Annotated in this window: 12 protein-coding genes and 1 riboswitch; of the genes, 4 read left to right on the top strand and 8 right to left on the bottom strand. The window is 53.7% G+C overall.

All coding sequences use genetic code 11. The features are described from left to right. Positions 1-378 precede the first annotated feature (378 nt). On the bottom strand, positions 379-1,230 hold the full coding sequence (gene murI / locus ACLJRS_RS21105) for a glutamate racemase (RefSeq protein WP_000201806.1): 852 nt from the start codon (positions 1,228-1,230) through the stop codon (positions 379-381). Next, positions 1,175-3,019 carry a TonB-dependent vitamin B12 receptor BtuB gene (gene btuB, locus ACLJRS_RS21100; protein ID WP_000591396.1) on the bottom strand — a complete coding sequence of 615 codons (1,845 nt, stop codon included), beginning with the start codon at positions 3,017-3,019 and terminating at the stop codon, positions 1,175-1,177. Before btuB ends, murI begins: the two co-directional genes overlap by 56 nt. A gap of 65 nt (positions 3,020-3,084) precedes the next feature. Continuing rightward, a riboswitch (cobalamin riboswitch) is annotated at positions 3,085-3,278 on the bottom strand. A gap of 114 nt (positions 3,279-3,392) precedes the next feature. On the opposite strand from btuB, the gene trmA reads away from it, so the two are divergent. Beyond that, entirely contained in the window at positions 3,393-4,493 is a 1,101-nt protein-coding gene (gene trmA, locus ACLJRS_RS21095) for a tRNA (uridine(54)-C5)-methyltransferase TrmA (protein WP_000186970.1), read from the top strand. Between the two features lie 46 nt (positions 4,494-4,539). Here trmA and ACLJRS_RS21090 read toward each other — a convergent pair whose 3' ends face one another. Further along, positions 4,540-4,899 (bottom strand): YijD family membrane protein, encoded by a 360-nt coding sequence (locus ACLJRS_RS21090; protein WP_000813838.1) that lies wholly within the window; start codon positions 4,897-4,899, stop codon positions 4,540-4,542. Positions 4,900-4,914: 15 nt separating this feature from the next. After that, positions 4,915-5,550: an HTH-type transcriptional repressor FabR gene (fabR, locus tag ACLJRS_RS21085; protein WP_000971958.1), complete on the bottom strand. Its 636-nt coding sequence runs from the start codon at positions 5,548-5,550 to the stop codon at positions 4,915-4,917. Between the two features lie 198 nt (positions 5,551-5,748). Here fabR and sthA point away from each other — a divergent pair, with 198 nt between their 5' ends. Beyond that, positions 5,749-7,149, top strand: a complete 1,401-nt coding sequence (gene sthA, locus ACLJRS_RS21080) for a Si-specific NAD(P)(+) transhydrogenase (RefSeq protein WP_001120789.1) — start codon at positions 5,749-5,751, stop codon at positions 7,147-7,149. Here the strand turns inward: sthA and oxyR are convergent. The 4 genes from oxyR to argC all read right to left on the bottom strand — a co-directional run bounded on the left by oxyR (position 7,132) and on the right by argC (position 11,614). Beyond that, positions 7,132-8,049: a DNA-binding transcriptional regulator OxyR gene (gene oxyR, locus ACLJRS_RS21075; protein WP_001025919.1), complete on the bottom strand. Its 918-nt coding sequence runs from the start codon at positions 8,047-8,049 to the stop codon at positions 7,132-7,134. The two genes, sthA and oxyR, sit on opposite strands and share 18 nt — an antisense overlap. A 283-nt stretch (positions 8,050-8,332) precedes the next feature. Continuing rightward, positions 8,333-9,709 (bottom strand): argininosuccinate lyase, encoded by a 1,377-nt coding sequence (argH, locus tag ACLJRS_RS21070; RefSeq protein WP_001230047.1) that lies wholly within the window; start codon positions 9,707-9,709, stop codon positions 8,333-8,335. Positions 9,710-9,825: 116 nt separating this feature from the next. Continuing rightward, positions 9,826-10,602, bottom strand: a complete 777-nt coding sequence (argB, locus tag ACLJRS_RS21065) for an acetylglutamate kinase (protein ID WP_001575262.1) — start codon at positions 10,600-10,602, stop codon at positions 9,826-9,828. Between the two features lie 7 nt (positions 10,603-10,609). Beyond that, positions 10,610-11,614 carry an N-acetyl-gamma-glutamyl-phosphate reductase gene (gene argC / locus ACLJRS_RS21060; RefSeq protein ID WP_000935336.1) on the bottom strand — a complete coding sequence of 335 codons (1,005 nt, stop codon included), beginning with the start codon at positions 11,612-11,614 and terminating at the stop codon, positions 10,610-10,612. A gap of 88 nt (positions 11,615-11,702) precedes the next feature. Between argC and argE the strand changes: the two genes are divergently transcribed. Continuing rightward, the gene (gene argE / locus ACLJRS_RS21055; protein ID WP_000800208.1) at positions 11,703-12,854 is read left to right on the top strand and encodes an acetylornithine deacetylase; all 1,152 of its coding nucleotides are present in this window, start codon (positions 11,703-11,705) and stop codon (positions 12,852-12,854) included. A 368-nt stretch (positions 12,855-13,222) separates the two neighbouring features. Further along, positions 13,223-15,874 (top strand): phosphoenolpyruvate carboxylase, encoded by a 2,652-nt coding sequence (ppc, locus tag ACLJRS_RS21050; protein WP_001005548.1) that lies wholly within the window; start codon positions 13,223-13,225, stop codon positions 15,872-15,874. The last annotated feature ends 160 nt before the right edge of the window (positions 15,875-16,034 follow it).

Below are 16,034 nucleotides of genomic sequence, written 5' to 3'. Positions count from 1 at the left end.
AAAGTTTGATGCTCAAAGAATTAAACTTCGTAATGAATTACGTGTTCACTCTTGAGACTTGGTATTCATTTTTCGTCCGAGGACGTTAAGAATCCGTATCTTCGAGTGCCCACACAGATTGTCTGATAAATTGTTAAAGAGCAGTGCCGCTTCGCTTTTTCTCAGCGGCGCGGGGTGTGCATATTACGCTTTCCCGCTTCAGAGTCAAGCGTTTATTTTCGCTTTTCTCCGTGAGGTTCTGGTCTGAACCCCGCTGACCCGGCGGTCTGTATGCCGTTGTTCCGTGTCAGTGGTGGCGCATTATAGGGAGTTATTTCTGCCTGACAAGAGGAAATTTAAAATAATTTCTCAAGTGCCTGGTATTTACCCAAAACGCCATTAAACCGGCAGTTTTTCGAGCGTTTCAAAGCCATAACGCTGTAAAACGGGTAATAATTGTTCAGCTCCTGGCGTCATTGCCATGCAATAAGCAATATTGGTATCGGTTGATTTCGCATCCGGCGCTTCATGTTCCAACAGCCAGGCTGTACGACGCGCTATCGCCGCGCCGGAATCCACTAACCGCGTCCCTTCGGGCAGGACTTGCAAAAGCTCGTCCCGTAATAGAGGGAAATGCGTACACCCCAGAACGACCGTGTCAGGCGGCTCCGGCATTCGTAGCCATGGGCGTAATATGCGGCGCAGCTCTTCCAGCGAGACCGAGTCGCCATGTAATTTCGCTTCCGCCAGTTCCACCAGTTCTGCCGACCCCAACATCGCTATCTGACATTCATTAGCGAAGCGCGCAATCAGCTCGTGAGTATAAGGACGTTTGACTGTCGCTCTCGTCGCCAGTAGCCCGACGACGCCATTTGCGGTCAGCCGCGCCGCTGGTTTAATCGCAGGCACAACGCCCACCACCGGGAAGGCAAACTTTTCACGTAATGCGGGAAGTGAGACCGTACTGGCGGTATTACAGGCAATCACCGCCAGTGAAAGGGGATAGCGCTGCTGTACCGCAGTCACAATCTCGACAACGCGCTCGACGATAAACGTTTCACTCTTTTCCCCGTAGGGGAAAGCCACGTTATCGAAAGCATATATATAGTGGAGATCCGGCAGGAGCCGCCGAATCTCATCATAGACCGACAATCCACCGACGCCGGAATCAAATACCAGCACGGTGGGACGTGGTTCAGAAGGTGTAGCTGCCAGACAAGGTGTATTCTCGTCCTGCAGTTTGGTAGCCATAAACTGTCTCGTAATCTTTGTCGAACAGGTTGGCTATTTTACCACGAACTGTCAGATGTGAGGTGACCGGATATGCAACCGTAAGATCCCATAAACTGACGCCGCCCATTTTTACTGTCCGGTATGGGTAAGCGGAGTAATCCGAATCATAGCGGGAACCAAGGTATTGATATGTCACCCCCCAGTCAAAATCGTAAACGTCCCAGTCAAGTTGATATTTTGCCATCTGTTTGGAACGCCGGGGTAATGGCGTATCGGTAATCGCATTACGCGCATCAACGTAATCATAACTGACCGTATGCGTTAACGGTCCGGTATCGAAATTCGCCGTCGCCTCAATACCTTTAATGCGCGCCTTACCTTCGTTGTAATATTTTTGCAGATGATCGTCATAATCGATCATGTCATTAATATCGTTACGATAACCTGAAATACGCCAGCTGACGCCAGCGGTTAGCCCTTCAAATGCGCCTTCCCACTGTTTACTCTTTTCAGGATTCAGGTTCGGATTACCGTAATAACCATACAGTTGGCCCAAATTAGGCGCTTTGTAGGAGGTTCCGTAGGAGGCAATAAAGCGATAACCTTCTATAAACTCCCATCCCGCGCTGGTTTGCCATGTACCATGACGACCAAACTGGGAGTTGTCATCACTGCGCGCCGCCGCTTCCAGAGTGAAGTCACCCAACTGTTGTAATCCTGTCAGGTAAACCCCGGTATTACGCTGGTCATATCCCTCGGGCACATAGCCGGTACCTGGCGTGGTAGTCTGTTTCTGCCAGTCTACGCCCGCCCCAACATTACCGTGCCCCACGACCACACTGTTGGTCCATTGAACATTGTACTGTTTCATCTCATCCAGCGTGGCGGAGGTATCATACCGGCCATAGTGCGGATCATAGTTGTAATCTTTACTGTGGCTATAGCTTGAAACCAGCTGAGACTGAATACGTTCGCCATTAAAGCGCAGCCCGGCGTCCCAGCTTTGGCTATAAAGTTTGCGTGTATCAATCAGCGGCGAGCCCGGCGAGTAATAGGCGTCGTAATCGGTACGGTTATCGTAGCCATAACCACGCACGAATCCGCTCCAGCGATCAGAAAAGGTATGCTCTAACGCGCCATAAAGCGTTTTACTCAAAAAGCCGTCCCGGTCAGGCTGCGCCTGCATCCCGGTACCGCCTTTCGCTACCACGTCAAACCCTTTGGTGTATTCGTAATCGCCGATCAACGTCGCCCGCGTGTTTTCGCCAAGTTGCTGTTGCGTCGAGATGTCGTAATTCTGGTAGCTATTGCTTGCCCATCCAGCGGTTAATTCTGTGCCTGGGTTATCGCGCGTCGTAATGATATTCACTACGCCGCCGATAGCATCGGAACCATAAATAGCGGAGCGCGGACCGCGAATATATTCAATGCGCTGTACCAGCGACACCGGGAACTGGCTGAGATCGGCGGACCCGCTCACGCCTGCTAAATTCAGACGCACGCCGTCAATCAATACCAGTACATGGCTGGAGTTGGTGCCGCGAATGAAAATGGAGGAGTTTTGTCCGGCGCCGCCGCTCTGCGCAATATCGACGCCAGGCAAACGGCGCAGAACATCATTTACGGAGGTCGATTGCCAACGTTCAATATCCTGACGCGTCACGATGGTAACGGGCGCCAGAACCGCGCTGCGCGGCTGCTGAAAACGGTTGGCGGTGACAACCAGGGTATCCGGGCTAGTGTCCTGCGCCCAAGCGGAAAAGGCCGTGACGGAGAACGCCGTCAGCAGCGTAGCTTTTTTAATCATTGTAAAGCATCCACAATATAAGAAGGATGCCGCAGGCTTCATCGATAGTACGCGATGATGAAAAACCAGATGCGACGTTAGCCGGCAGGTCTTCGGGCTTGGAGGGTTATCCGTTGACTGGATAGCAGAAATGATGACTTCCCGCCGGAGGCAGTGTCTGCTTACGCTCTCATCTCACCTTTCCTTACCGCTGCGCGTCAGCTCCAGATTTTCACTGGATTCCCTATTAACTCACAGGACCGGCCCACGGATGCTACCGTCTGTCACAACACCCTGTCCAGACCGCGCATCACAAATCAGAAATCATCAATAGCTGGACATCCACTGAGCAATCCCTACAATCCCCGCGTACTTTTATTATTCAGGATGCGATATGACCCCCGAACATCTTCCGACAGAACAGTATGAGGCGCAGCTAGCCGAAAAAGTGGCGCGCTTGCAGAGTATGATGGCGCCGTTTTCTGACCTGGTTCCGGAAGTATTTCGCTCGCCGGTCAGTCACTATCGTATGCGTGCGGAATTTCGCCTGTGGCATGACGGCGATGACCTGTACCACATTATGTTTGATCAGCAGACCAAAAGCCGGATTCGCGTTGACACCTTCCCGGCGGCCAGCCAACTGATTAATACCTTAATGAAGGCGATGATTGCCGGCGTGCGCGATAATCATGCACTGCGGCATAAGCTGTTCCAGATGGATTATCTCACGACCTTGAGCAACCAGGCGGTAGTGTCGTTGCTGTACCATAAGAAGCTGGACGAAGAGTGGCGTGAAGCTGCCACTGCGTTACGCGATGCTTTACGCGCGCAAGGTCTGAACGTACACCTGATTGGCCGGGCCACTAAAACCAAAATCGAATTGGATCAGGATTATATTGATGAGCGTCTGCCTGTGGCAGGTAAAGAGATGATCTACCGCCAGGTCGAAAACAGCTTTACGCAGCCAAACGCCGCCATGAATATTCAGATGTTAGAGTGGGCGCTGGAGGTGACGAAAGACTCAAAAGGCGATCTGCTTGAGTTGTATTGCGGCAACGGCAATTTTTCTTTAGCGCTGGCGCGCAATTTTAACCGCGTGCTGGCAACCGAAATCGCCAAACCGTCCGTCGCTGCCGCACAGTACAATATTGCCGCTAATCATATTGATAATGTGCAAATTATTCGCATGGCGGCGGAAGAGTTTACCCTGGCGATGAATGGCGTTCGTGAGTTTAACCGCCTGCAGGGGATCGACCTGAAGGGCTATCAGTGCGAAACCATTTTTGTCGATCCGCCGCGCAGCGGTCTGGACAGCGAAACGGAAAAAATGGTGCAGGCTTATCCACGTATTCTGTACATTTCCTGCAATCCGGAAACGTTGTGCAAAAACCTGGAAACGTTAAGCCAGACGCACACGGTGTCTCGCCTGGCGCTATTCGATCAGTTCCCGTATACACATCATATGGAATGCGGGGTATTACTCACCGCAAGGTAAAATGTACGTCGGATGGCCGGTTATACCGCCATCCGGCATTCGCACACTATTCCGCGGTGTCCTGCTTGCGGTTACGCAGTTTAAAGCCAATCCAGAATACCAGAATCACCGACAGCACCGCCGGGAAGAAATTAGAGCCAATATCCGGATATTCTGCACGCACGACGGTGCTATACAGTAAAACGCCAAGAATGAAACAAGCGGCGGCCAACCCCGGCAAACCTACCGGCATAGTACGATTTTGGTAGCGCTGATGCAGGCAATATACCGTCAGCACCAGCGAGATAACCGGGAATACGGAGAACGGCACAATAGCGCTAAACAGCGCCGCGAATGTGCCGTTAATCGATAAGCCAGCGATGAGCGCCAGCAACAGCGTACCTTTATCTTGACCTGACTGTTTCATTACTCGTCCTTCACGTTATTCGGAATGATGTGCTATTTTCTCTTGCTCACGGCGATACCAGTAATACGCCCCTTTCGCAATCATGCGCAGTTGCAATACCAGCCGCTCTTCTAATTGCCGACGCTGTTCAGCGCCGATGTCCAACGCCTCTGCGCCCGCGCTAAAGACAATAGTCACCATCGCTTCGGCCTGGGCTTCAGTAAACGCGCGCGGCATATGGTTTTCGAGTTCCAGATAGTCGGCAAGTTCCGCAATAAAATGCTGAATCTCCCGCGCGACGGCGGCACGAAACGCCGCTGAAGTGCCGGAACGCTCGCGCAACAACAGACGGAAGGCGTTGGGGTTGTTGCCGATAAACTCCATAAATGTGGAGACCGACGTGCGAATGACGCTGCCGCCTTTCGCGATGCGCTGTCGCGCCTGACGCATCAACTGACGCAGCATCAGACCGCTTTCATCCACCATCGTCAGACCGAGTTCATCGACATCGCGAAAATGACGGTAAAACGACGTTGGCGCAATGCCCGCTTCACGCGCCACCTCACGCAAACTCAGGCTGGCAAAACTCCGCTCAGCGCTCAGTTGGCTGAATGCGGCTTCCACCAGCGAACGCCGGGTTTTTTCTTTTTGTTGCGCTCTAACACCCATCACAATGTCTGAATCCTTCCATATGCCTTATTCGGCACTATACCAGAGAATAAAAGTAACGGGTTCACACTGGATTGTGAATGATTGTTTACAGACAGTTTGTGCTCCGGCTTCGCAAAAAAGCACAACGATAATTGGGTTAAAGCTGGGCAAATGTTATCATCGTGTTTATTTTATGTATAAAAACAGGTGAGTAATACCATGCCACATTCCTGGGATTATGATGCAGTCGTCATAGGGTCAGGCCCCGGCGGTGAAGGCGCTGCAATGGGTCTGGTTAAGCAAGGAGCACGCGTCGCGGTGATTGAGCGTTATCATAACGTTGGCGGCGGATGTACCCACTGGGGCACCATCCCATCCAAAGCCCTTCGCCACGCCGTCAGCCGCATTATTGAATTTAATCAAAACCCGCTCTATAGCGACCACTCCCGTCTCCTTCGTTCTTCTTTCGCCGACATCCTTAATCATGCCGATAACGTGATTAATCAACAAACGCGTATGCGTCAGGGGTTTTATGAGCGTAACCACTGTGAAATATTGCAGGGCAACGCCCATTTTATTGACGAACATACCCTGGCGCTGGAATGCCATGACGGCACGGTTGAAACCCTGACGGCAGAAAAATTTGTTATTGCCTGTGGTTCGCGTCCTTACCATCCCAATGATGTGGATTTCTCGCATCCGCGCATTTATGACAGCGACTCAATCCTGAGTCTCCACCATGAGCCGCGCCACGTTATTATTTACGGCGCCGGCGTTATCGGCTGCGAATATGCGTCCATCTTCCGCGGTATGGATGTGAAAGTGGATCTGATCAACACCCGCGATCGCCTGCTGGCCTTTCTCGATCAGGAGATGTCCGACTCTCTCTCTTACCATTTCTGGAATAGCGGCGTGGTTATTCGCCACAATGAAGAGTATGAGAAAATCGAAGGCTGCGATGATGGCGTCATCATGCACCTGAAATCCGGCAAAAAACTGAAGGCTGACTGCCTGCTCTATGCTAATGGCCGTACCGGTAACACCGATTCGCTGGCGCTGGAAAATATCGGTCTGGAAACAGACAGCCGTGGACAGCTCAAAGTCAACAGTATGTACCAGACCGCCCTGCCGCACGTCTATGCGGTGGGCGACGTGATTGGCTATCCCAGTCTGGCCTCCGCCGCCTACGATCAGGGGCGTATTGCAGCGCAGGCGCTGGTGAAAGGCGAAGCGACCGCGCATCTTATCGAAGATATCCCCACCGGGATTTATACCATTCCGGAAATCAGTTCTGTCGGCAAAACCGAGCAGCAGTTAACGGCAATGAAAGTGCCTTACGAAGTGGGCCGCGCGCAGTTTAAGCATCTGGCGCGAGCGCAAATCGTCGGCATGAACGTCGGCACGCTAAAAATTCTCTTCCACCGCGAAACCAAAGAAATTCTGGGGATTCACTGCTTTGGCGAACGCGCCGCCGAAATTATTCATATCGGCCAGGCGATCATGGAGCAGAAAGGTGGCGGTAACACTATCGAATACTTCGTTAACACCACCTTTAACTACCCAACCATGGCGGAAGCTTATCGGGTTGCGGCGTTGAACGGCTTAAACCGCCTGTTTTAACGCCTTGTCGAAATGGCCATCCATTGCGCCACGGATGGCCTCTGCCAGTTGCTCATAACGGCTACGCAGCGGCGATCCCGGGCGATAAACCAGCCCCACGGTACGACGCGGCTCCGGCTTAATGCATGGCAGATAAACCACGCCGTCGCGCTTACGCTCCTGCGGTACGGCCAGCGCGGGGAGTAGTGTAATACCACTGCCCGCCGCCACCATGTTGCGCAGCGTTTCCAGACTGGTCGCCCGGAAATGGGTATCTTCATCCGCTCCCGCTTCAAAACAGAACCCCATCGCCTGATCGCGCAGACAGTGGCCATCTTCCAGCATCAGCAATTTCTCGCCCGCCAGATCGGACATCGGCACGCGATCGCGATTCGCCCACGGATGATCCTCATAAATAGCCAGCATCATGGGCTCATCAAACAGCGGCACTTCAATAAACGCCTCGCTCTCTTTCACCAGCGCCAGAATAGCGCAGTCAAGCTTGCCGCTATCGAGTTGCGCTAACAGCTGGTGCGTTTGCGCCTCATGCAGATACATTTCCAGCTTCGGGAAAGTCTGGTGCAACATTGGAATGATAAGCGGCAGCAAATAGGGACCAATTGTTGGGATTAAACCAATATGCAGCGGGCCGGACATCGTCTCGCCTTGTTGGCTTGCCATCTCCTTGAGCACCTTGACCTCACGCAGTACGGTACGCGCCTGATCCACCAGCAGTAAGCCCGCCTGGGTAAACAGCACCTTACGGCTCGTACGCTCCAGCAGCATAACGCCCAGCTCATCTTCCAGCTTACGTATTTGCCCACTAAGGGTTGGCTGGCTGACGTGACAGGAGTCCGCCGCTCGCCGGAAATGGCGATGTTCGGCTAACGCCACCAGATATTCAAGATCACGAATATTCATTATTCATCCTCCGTCGCCACGATAGTTCATGGCGATAGGTAGCATAGCAACGAACGATTATCCCTATCAACCTTTCTGATTAATAATACATCACAGAACGGAGCGGTTTCTCGTTTAACCCTTGAAGACACCGCCCGTTCAGAGGGTATCTCTCGAACCCGAAATAACTAAAGCCAACGTGAACTTTTGCGGACCTCTGGTCCGCTTTTTTTTGCGTAAAAAAGCCCGGCGTCGCTGATGCTCGGCCGGGCAGTATTACCTGATGGCGCTACGCTTATAAGGCCTACAACGCGAGGCGCGCCTTCGCATCGTTGATGGCCTGCGCCACCTGCAGCGGAGAAACGCCGCCTTTTGCCGCCCGTTTATCCAGACACGACTGCAAAGACAATATCGGATACACATCGTCGCCAATCACGCGGCTGAATTTCTGTAAATCGGCCAGCGGCAACGCTTCCAGCGGCTTACCCTGGCGAATAGCTTCTACCACCGCTTCGCCAACAATATGGTGCGCTTCGCGGAACGGCACGCCTTTCGCGACCAGGTAATCCGCCAGCTCCGTGGCGTTGGCATACCCCTGTTGCGCCGCGTCCTGACAACGTGGGCGTTTCACCTGAATACCGTCCAGCACCAACGCCGCCATATGCAGGCAGTCAAGCCAGGTATCGAGCGCATCGAACAGCCCTTCTTTGTCTTCCTGCATATCTTTGTTATACGCCAGCGGCAGACCTTTTAAAGTCATCATCATGCCGGTTAGCGCCCCTTGTACGCGACCGCACTTACCGCGAATCAGCTCCAGCGCGTCCGGGTTTTTCTTCTGCGGCATTAACGATGAACCGGAAGTCACGCGGTCAGAAAGCTCTACAAAACCCGCTTCACCAGAATTAAAGAAAATCAGATCTTCCGCGAAGCGTGACAGATGCACCATGCCGATAGCCGCATCAGAAAGCAGTTCCAGTACGTGGTCACGATCGGACACGCTGTCCAGGCTGTTGCGGGTCGCAGACGCAAAGCCCAGCCAGCCTGCCAATTGTTCACGGTCAATTTCATAGGCCGTTCCCGCCAACGCGCCGCAACCTAGCGGACTCACGTCCAGACGTTTAAGCGTGTCCTGCAGGCGGCTTTCATCGCGCGCCAGCATTTCGACATACGCGAGACACCAGTGGGCGAAAGTCACTGGCTGCGCGCGTTGCAGATGGGTATATCCCGGCATTACCGCGTCCTGGTTCGCCTGCGCGGTTTCCACCAGCGCGCTCTGTAACTGGCGGTTAGCGGTAAGCAGTTCCCTCACCGTCTCTTTGCACCACAGTTTCAGGTCCGTCGCCACTTGATCGTTACGGCTGCGCCCGGTGTGCAGCTTTTTACCCAACTGACCCACTTTGTCGATGAGCTTACCTTCCACCCAGCTATGGATATCTTCCGCATCGCTTTGCAGGATTTGCTGCGGATTCGCGCGAACCTCTTCCAGCAATACGTTCAGCGCTTCTTCCAACTGTCGTTGCTCATCGGCAGTCAGTACGCCTACCGTGACCAATGCTTTAGACCAGGCCACAGAACCGACAATATCCTGCTCCGCCAGACGGTAATCGAAGCGCAACGAATCATTGAATTGTTTAAACCGCTGGTCTGCCGCCTGTGTAAAACGCCCACCCCAAAGTGCCATAATAGACTTCCTTAATTCTTCGAATTTCACTGCCGGATGGCGCTACGCTTATCCGGCCTATAATTTCTGTTCACGCAGGCCCGATAAGGCGCAGCCGCCATCGGGCGAACAAATAGTTAAGCCAGAATACGCGTGCCAATCGGCGTGCCGTTAAACAGTGCAGGCAGTTGCTCCGCATGACGCCAGGAAGCGATATCCACCGGGCGCCCCAGCGCCCGCGCAGCATCGAGAGCCGCATTCACTTTCACAATCATCCCGTCGGTAATAATGCCCTGGTCGATAAGCTGCTCGGCTTTGGACGCCGTCATTTCGGCGATACGCTGGCCTTTGCCGTCCAGAATACCGCTCACGTCGGAAAGCAGGATCAGATCGGCCCCCAGCGTCGCCGCCAGCGCGGTTGCCGCCTGATCGGCGTTGACGTTCATCAGTTGGCCGTCGTCTGTTACGCCAATGGAGCTGACCACCGGCAGAAAGCCGTTTTCCAGCAGCATGTTAATCAGCTTCGGCGACCCCGGCTGCGCCAGCCCGACGTGGCCTAACGCTTCATCGAGTTGAGTCACGTTTACGCTGTCGCCATCGCCCAGAAACAGACCAACAGAGGCGATATGGTGTTTCTTCGCCCAGGCCAGCAGAGTTTTGTTAGCGGTTCCCGCCAGCGCGCCGGTAATGATGCCAATCTGATCGGCAGGCGTCACGCGCAGGCCGTCTTTCTTTTTCACGGGCAAATTCAGCCCTTTCATCAGCTCATCCACCACGCAACCGCCGCCATGAACAATCACCAGCGGACGCTGATGGGACTCACGATAGTTGACCAGCGCGGTAAAAAGACGTTCCAGAGCCTCTTCGCTATCCAGTAATACGCCACCCAGCTTGATAATTAATGGATTCATCATTTCACCCTTAAATAAGAGACTGCGTTTCAGCGAAGCCAAAACGAATATTAGCGCACTGTACTGCCTGCGCCGCTGCGCCTTTCAACAAGTTGTCTTCGGTTGCCACCACAATCAGATGTTCGCCCTGGACGGCAAAACCAATATCGCAGAACGGCAGCCCGACGACGTTCTTTAACGCCGGAACGCCTTTGTCATACAGGCGCACCAGCGGTTTGTCGCCATAGGCTTTTTGCAACACGTCGGCGACCTGCGCATGGGTTACTCCCGCTTTCAGGCGGCAGGTAATGGTTTCCAGAATCCCGCGCGGAAAATTCCCCAGATGCGGGGTGAAGATGACCTCCGCGCCCAGATGGACGGCGATTTCCGGCTGATGACGATGCGTAAACACGCCATACGGTTGCAGACTCACTTCACAGAAACTGTTCGAAATTGCCGCTTTGCGCCCCGCGCCGCTCACCCCGCTGGTGGCATTAATTACCGGCCACTGCGTCAGATCCAGAAGCCCGCCGTCAATCAGCGGTTTTAGCGACAACTGCGCTGCGGTTGGATAGCAACCAGGAACCGCAATCAGATTCGCCGTGTTCAGTTTATCGGCATTCCACTCCGCCAGACCGTACACCGCCTGCTCCAGCAGCTCAGGATACTGATGAGTAAATCCATAATACTTTTCATAGAAGGCGCGATCGTTTACCCGAAACGCGCCGGAAAGATCGAATACGACGCATCCGGCCTGTAAAAATTGCGGCGCCAGATCGTGGCTCACTTCATGCGCTGTCGCCAGGAACACCACATCAACATCTGCGCTAAAGTCACGTACATCCGACATCGGTTGCAATGGCAGGTCGACAATCCCTTTTAACTGCGGATGTAAATCAGAAATTAACTTTCCTGCATCATTGCTTTGCGCTGAGACGGTCAAAGCGGTTATGGTCATATGTGGGTGGCGATTTACGTAGCTTACAAGCTCTGCGCCCGCATAACCGCTAGCGCCTACAATCAGCGTATTCAACATCGGGTTCCTTTATGCTCAACGTTAATGTATTTTTATTCATAATTAATGCATGAATATTGATACTATCATGACCTGAGGTGTGTCAACAATGAAAAACGTTTTACCGCCATTTATCGAGATTTACCGCGCTTTGATTGCCACACCGTCGATAAGCGCAACCGAAGAATCCCTGGATCAAAGTAATGCGTCTTTAATCACTTTGCTTGCAGGCTGGTTCAGCGATCTTGGTTTCAACGTAGAGGTTCAACCGGTTCCAGGAACGCGAAACAAATTTAATATGCTCGCCAGCACCGGACATGGCGCGGGCGGTTTGCTGCTGACCGGCCATACCGACACGGTTCCCTTTGATGACGGACGCTGGACGCGCGACCCGTTCACGCTGACCGAGCACGACAATAAGCTCTATGGTCTGGGCACTGCGGATATGAAAGGCTTCTTCGCTTTTATTCTGGACGCGCTACGTGACGTTGACGTCACAAAGTTGAAAAAGCCGCTCTACATTCTGGCGACCGCCGATGAAGAGACCAGCATGGCGGGGGCGCGTTATTTTTCCGAAACCACGGCATTACGTCCGGACTGCGCGATCATTGGCGAACCGACGTCGTTGCAACCGATACGCGCGCACAAAGGGCATATCTCTAATGTCGTTCGCGTCCTGGGGCAGTCCGGTCATTCCAGCGACCCGGCGCGTGGGGTTAACGCCATTGAACTGATGCACGATGCGATTGGCCATATCATGCAACTGCGTGACTCGCTGAAAGCGCGGTATCACTACGAGGCGTTTACCGTTCCGTATCCAACGCTGAATCTGGGCCATATCCACGGCGGCGATGCCTCAAACCGTATCTGCGCCTGCTGCGAATTGCATATGGATATTCGTCCACTGCCGGGCATGACGTTAAACGACCTTAATGGACTGCTTAACGACGCGCTGGCCCCGGTAAGCGAACGCTGGCCGGGCCGTCTGACGGTGGCGGAATTACATCCGCCGATTCCAGGTTACGAGTGTCCACCGGACCACCAACTGGTTGAAGTAGTAGAAAAACTGTTGGGAACAAAAACCGACGTGGTGAACTACTGTACTGAAGCGCCGTTTATGCAGACATTATGCCCAACGCTGGTGCTTGGTCCGGGCTCAATTAATCAGGCGCATCAGCCGGATGAATATCTCGAAACGCGTTTTATTAAGCCAACCCGGGAATTGATTACCCAGGTAGTACACCATTTTTGCTGGCATTAATGCATATTGCCCGGTGACGTGATGTTTACCGGGCCTACCCCGTCTTGTAGGCCGGATAAGCGCAGCGCCATCCGGCGTCTCTACGCCACATGTTCATAAGCATTTCTTATTTGGCACGATGCGAATTAACTTTAATAAATTACCGCCATTTTTTCGTTTGCTGAACCGATTTCGCAGTAATTGACGCCACGGGTTTTACGTGGCTTTATAAAAGACGGCTAAAAAGCAAAGTCCGAAAAATTTCACGTCACAGCAAGGCGGCAAACGAGCCCATTCCGCAGAACTGGCATACGGGCGAGCGCAGCCACTGCCGCTGTGGCATGAAAGAGACAGGGCAATTACATTAAAGATGGGGTGTCTGGGATCATATGAACGAACAATATTCCGCGTTGCGTAGTAATGTCAGTATGCTCGGCAAGGTGCTGGGAGAAACCATCAAGGATGCGCTGGGAGAACACATTCTTGATCGCGTAGAAACAATCCGTAAGCTATCCAAATCTTCACGCGCCGGCAATGAAGCTAATCGCCAGGAACTGCTCACCACGCTACAAAATTTGTCTAATGACGAGCTGCTGCCAGTTGCGCGCGCGTTTAGTCAGTTCCTGAACCTGGCCAATACTGCCGAGCAATACCACAGCATTTCGCCAAAAGGCGAAGCCGCCAGCAACCCGGAAGTGATTGCCCGCACTCTGCGCAAACTGAAAAACCAACCGGACCTCAACGACGCAACCATCAAAAAAGCGGTAGAGTCGCTGTCGCTGGAGTTGGTGCTAACCGCCCATCCGACAGAAATTACCCGCCGTACGCTTATTCACAAGATGGGTGAAATCAATAACTGTCTGAAACAGCTTGATAATACCGATATCGCCGACTACGAACGTCACCAGGTGATGCGTCGCCTGCGCCAGTTGATTGCCCAATCCTGGCATACGGATGAGATCCGCAAGCAGCGCCCAAGCCCGGTGGATGAAGCCAAATGGGGCTTCGCCGTGGTTGAGAACAGCCTGTGGCAGGGCGTACCTAACTATCTGCGTGAACTGAACGAACAGCTGGAAGAAAATCTCGGCTACAAATTGCCGGTGGATTTTGTGCCGGTACGTTTTACCTCCTGGATGGGCGGCGACCGTGACGGCAACCCGAACGTGACGGCGGATATCACCCGCCACGTGCTCTTGTTAAGCCGCTGGAAAGCCACCGATCTGTTCCTGAAAGACATTCATGTTCTGGTATCAGAACTGTCGATGGTCGACGCCACGCCGGAGCTGCTGGCGTTAGTGGGCGAAGAAGGCGCGTCTGAGCCGTATCGCTACCTGATGAAAAAATTGCGCGCCCGTCTGATGGCGACCCAGTCCTGGCTGGAAGCGCGTCTGAAAGGCGAGAAGCTGCCCAAACCGGCTGGCCTGCTGACGCAAAACGAGCAGCTCTGGGAACCTCTGTACGCCTGCTACCAGTCGTTACAGGCCTGCGGCATGGGCATTATCGCCAACGGCGAGTTACTCGACACGCTCCGCCGCGTGAAGTGTTTCGGCGTACCGCTGGTGCGTATTGATATCCGTCAGGAGAGCACCCGCCATACCGAAGCGCTGGGCGAAATTACCCGCTACCTCGGTATTGGCGACTACGAAAGCTGGTCGGAAGCCGATAAGCAGGCCTTCCTGATCCGCGAGCTGAACTCCAAACGTCCGCTGCTGCCGCGTAATTGGGAGCCGAGCAACGATACCCGCGAAGTGCTTGAAACCTGCAAGGTTATTGCCGAAGCGCCAAAAGGGTCGATCGCCGCCTACGTAATTTCAATGGCGAAAACGCCGTCTGATGTGCTGGCTGTGCATCTGCTGCTGAAAGAGGCAGGTATCGGCTTTGCCATGCCGGTCGCGCCGCTGTTTGAAACCCTCGACGACCTGAACAATGCCGACGACGTGATGACCCAGTTGTTGAATATCGACTGGTATCGCGGACTGATTCAGGGTAAGCAGATGGTCATGATCGGCTACTCCGACTCGGCGAAAGACGCCGGCGTTATGGCCGCGTCATGGGCGCAGTATCAGGCGCAGGACGCCCTGATCAAAACCTGTGAAAAAGCCGGCATCGAGCTCACTCTCTTCCACGGCCGCGGCGGCTCTATTGGCCGTGGCGGCGCGCCAGCCCACGCGGCACTGCTTTCGCAACCGCCAGGCAGTCTGAAAGGCGGTCTGCGCGTGACCGAGCAGGGCGAGATGATCCGCTTCAAATACGGCCTGCCGGAAGTCACCGTCAGCAGCCTTTCGCTCTACACCAGCGCAATTCTGGAAGCAAACCTGCTGCCGCCGCCGGAACCGAAAGACAGCTGGCGTCATATTATGGATGAGCTTTCCGTCATCTCCTGTGAAACCTACCGCGGCTACGTGCGCGAAAATAAAGACTTTGTACCGTACTTCCGCTCCGCGACGCCGGAGCAAGAGCTGGGCAAATTGCCGCTCGGCTCACGTCCGGCGAAACGTCGTCCAACTGGCGGCGTCGAATCGCTGCGCGCGATTCCGTGGATCTTCGCCTGGACGCAAAACCGCCTGATGCTGCCAGCCTGGCTGGGCGCGGGTACTGCGCTGCAAAAAGTGGTGGAAGACGGTAAACAAAGCGAACTGGAAGCCATGTGCCGCGACTGGCCGTTCTTCTCCACGCGTCTTGGGATGCTGGAAATGGTATTCTCGAAAGCCGACCTGTGGCTGGCCGACTATTACGATCAGCGTCTGGTGGCGAAAACGCTATGGCCGCTGGGCAAAGAGCTACGAGACCTGCTGGAAGAAGACATTAAAGTGGTGCTGGCGATTGCCAACGATTCGCACCTGATGGCCGACTTACCGTGGATTGCGGAGTCCATTCAGTTAAGAAACGTTTATACCGATCCATTAAACGTGTTGCAGGCCGAGTTGCTGTATCGTTCCCGTCTGACTGAAGAGCAGGGCAAATCGCCCGATCCTCGCGTCGAACAGGCGTTGATGGTCACGATTGCGGGCGTCGCCGCCGGTATGCGCAACACCGGCTAACGCAAAAAGAGAGCCGCTCTCACGCAGTTATGTGGGGGCGGCATGAAATACTGCTGTCATCCTCGTCATTTTTTCAATATATTCCTGTCTGCATTTTATGCATTTGTAAATCTTTCTTAGCAAAACGTGCGGCATAAAGCAGGTTTGCTTCAGATTCTTT

The sequence above is a fragment of the Salmonella sp. SAL00670 genome (assembly GCF_046552235.1).
GTDB classification, from domain to species: domain Bacteria; phylum Pseudomonadota; class Gammaproteobacteria; order Enterobacterales; family Enterobacteriaceae; genus Salmonella; species Salmonella enterica.
Note: the sequence above shows the minus strand (reverse complement) of the source record. Positions and strands in the feature narration are given on the sequence as shown.

Coding starts and splice junctions, on each gene's coding strand:
- murI (WP_000201806.1), bottom strand. CDS start 1,230: ATGGCTACCAAACTGCAGGACGAGAATACACCTTGTCTGGCAGCTACA.
- btuB (WP_000591396.1), bottom strand. CDS start 3,019: ATGATTAAAAAAGCTACGCTGCTGACGGCGTTCTCCGTCACGGCCTTT.
- trmA (WP_000186970.1), top strand. CDS start 3,393: ATGACCCCCGAACATCTTCCGACAGAACAGTATGAGGCGCAGCTAGCC.
- ACLJRS_RS21090 (WP_000813838.1), bottom strand. CDS start 4,899: ATGAAACAGTCAGGTCAAGATAAAGGTACGCTGTTGCTGGCGCTCATC.
- sthA (WP_001120789.1), top strand. CDS start 5,749: ATGCCACATTCCTGGGATTATGATGCAGTCGTCATAGGGTCAGGCCCC.
- oxyR (WP_001025919.1), bottom strand. CDS start 8,049: ATGAATATTCGTGATCTTGAATATCTGGTGGCGTTAGCCGAACATCGC.
- argH (WP_001230047.1), bottom strand. CDS start 9,709: ATGGCACTTTGGGGTGGGCGTTTTACACAGGCGGCAGACCAGCGGTTT.
- argB (WP_001575262.1), bottom strand. CDS start 10,602: ATGATGAATCCATTAATTATCAAGCTGGGTGGCGTATTACTGGATAGC.
- argC (WP_000935336.1), bottom strand. CDS start 11,614: ATGTTGAATACGCTGATTGTAGGCGCTAGCGGTTATGCGGGCGCAGAG.
- argE (WP_000800208.1), top strand. CDS start 11,703: ATGAAAAACGTTTTACCGCCATTTATCGAGATTTACCGCGCTTTGATT.
- ppc (WP_001005548.1), top strand. CDS start 13,223: ATGAACGAACAATATTCCGCGTTGCGTAGTAATGTCAGTATGCTCGGC.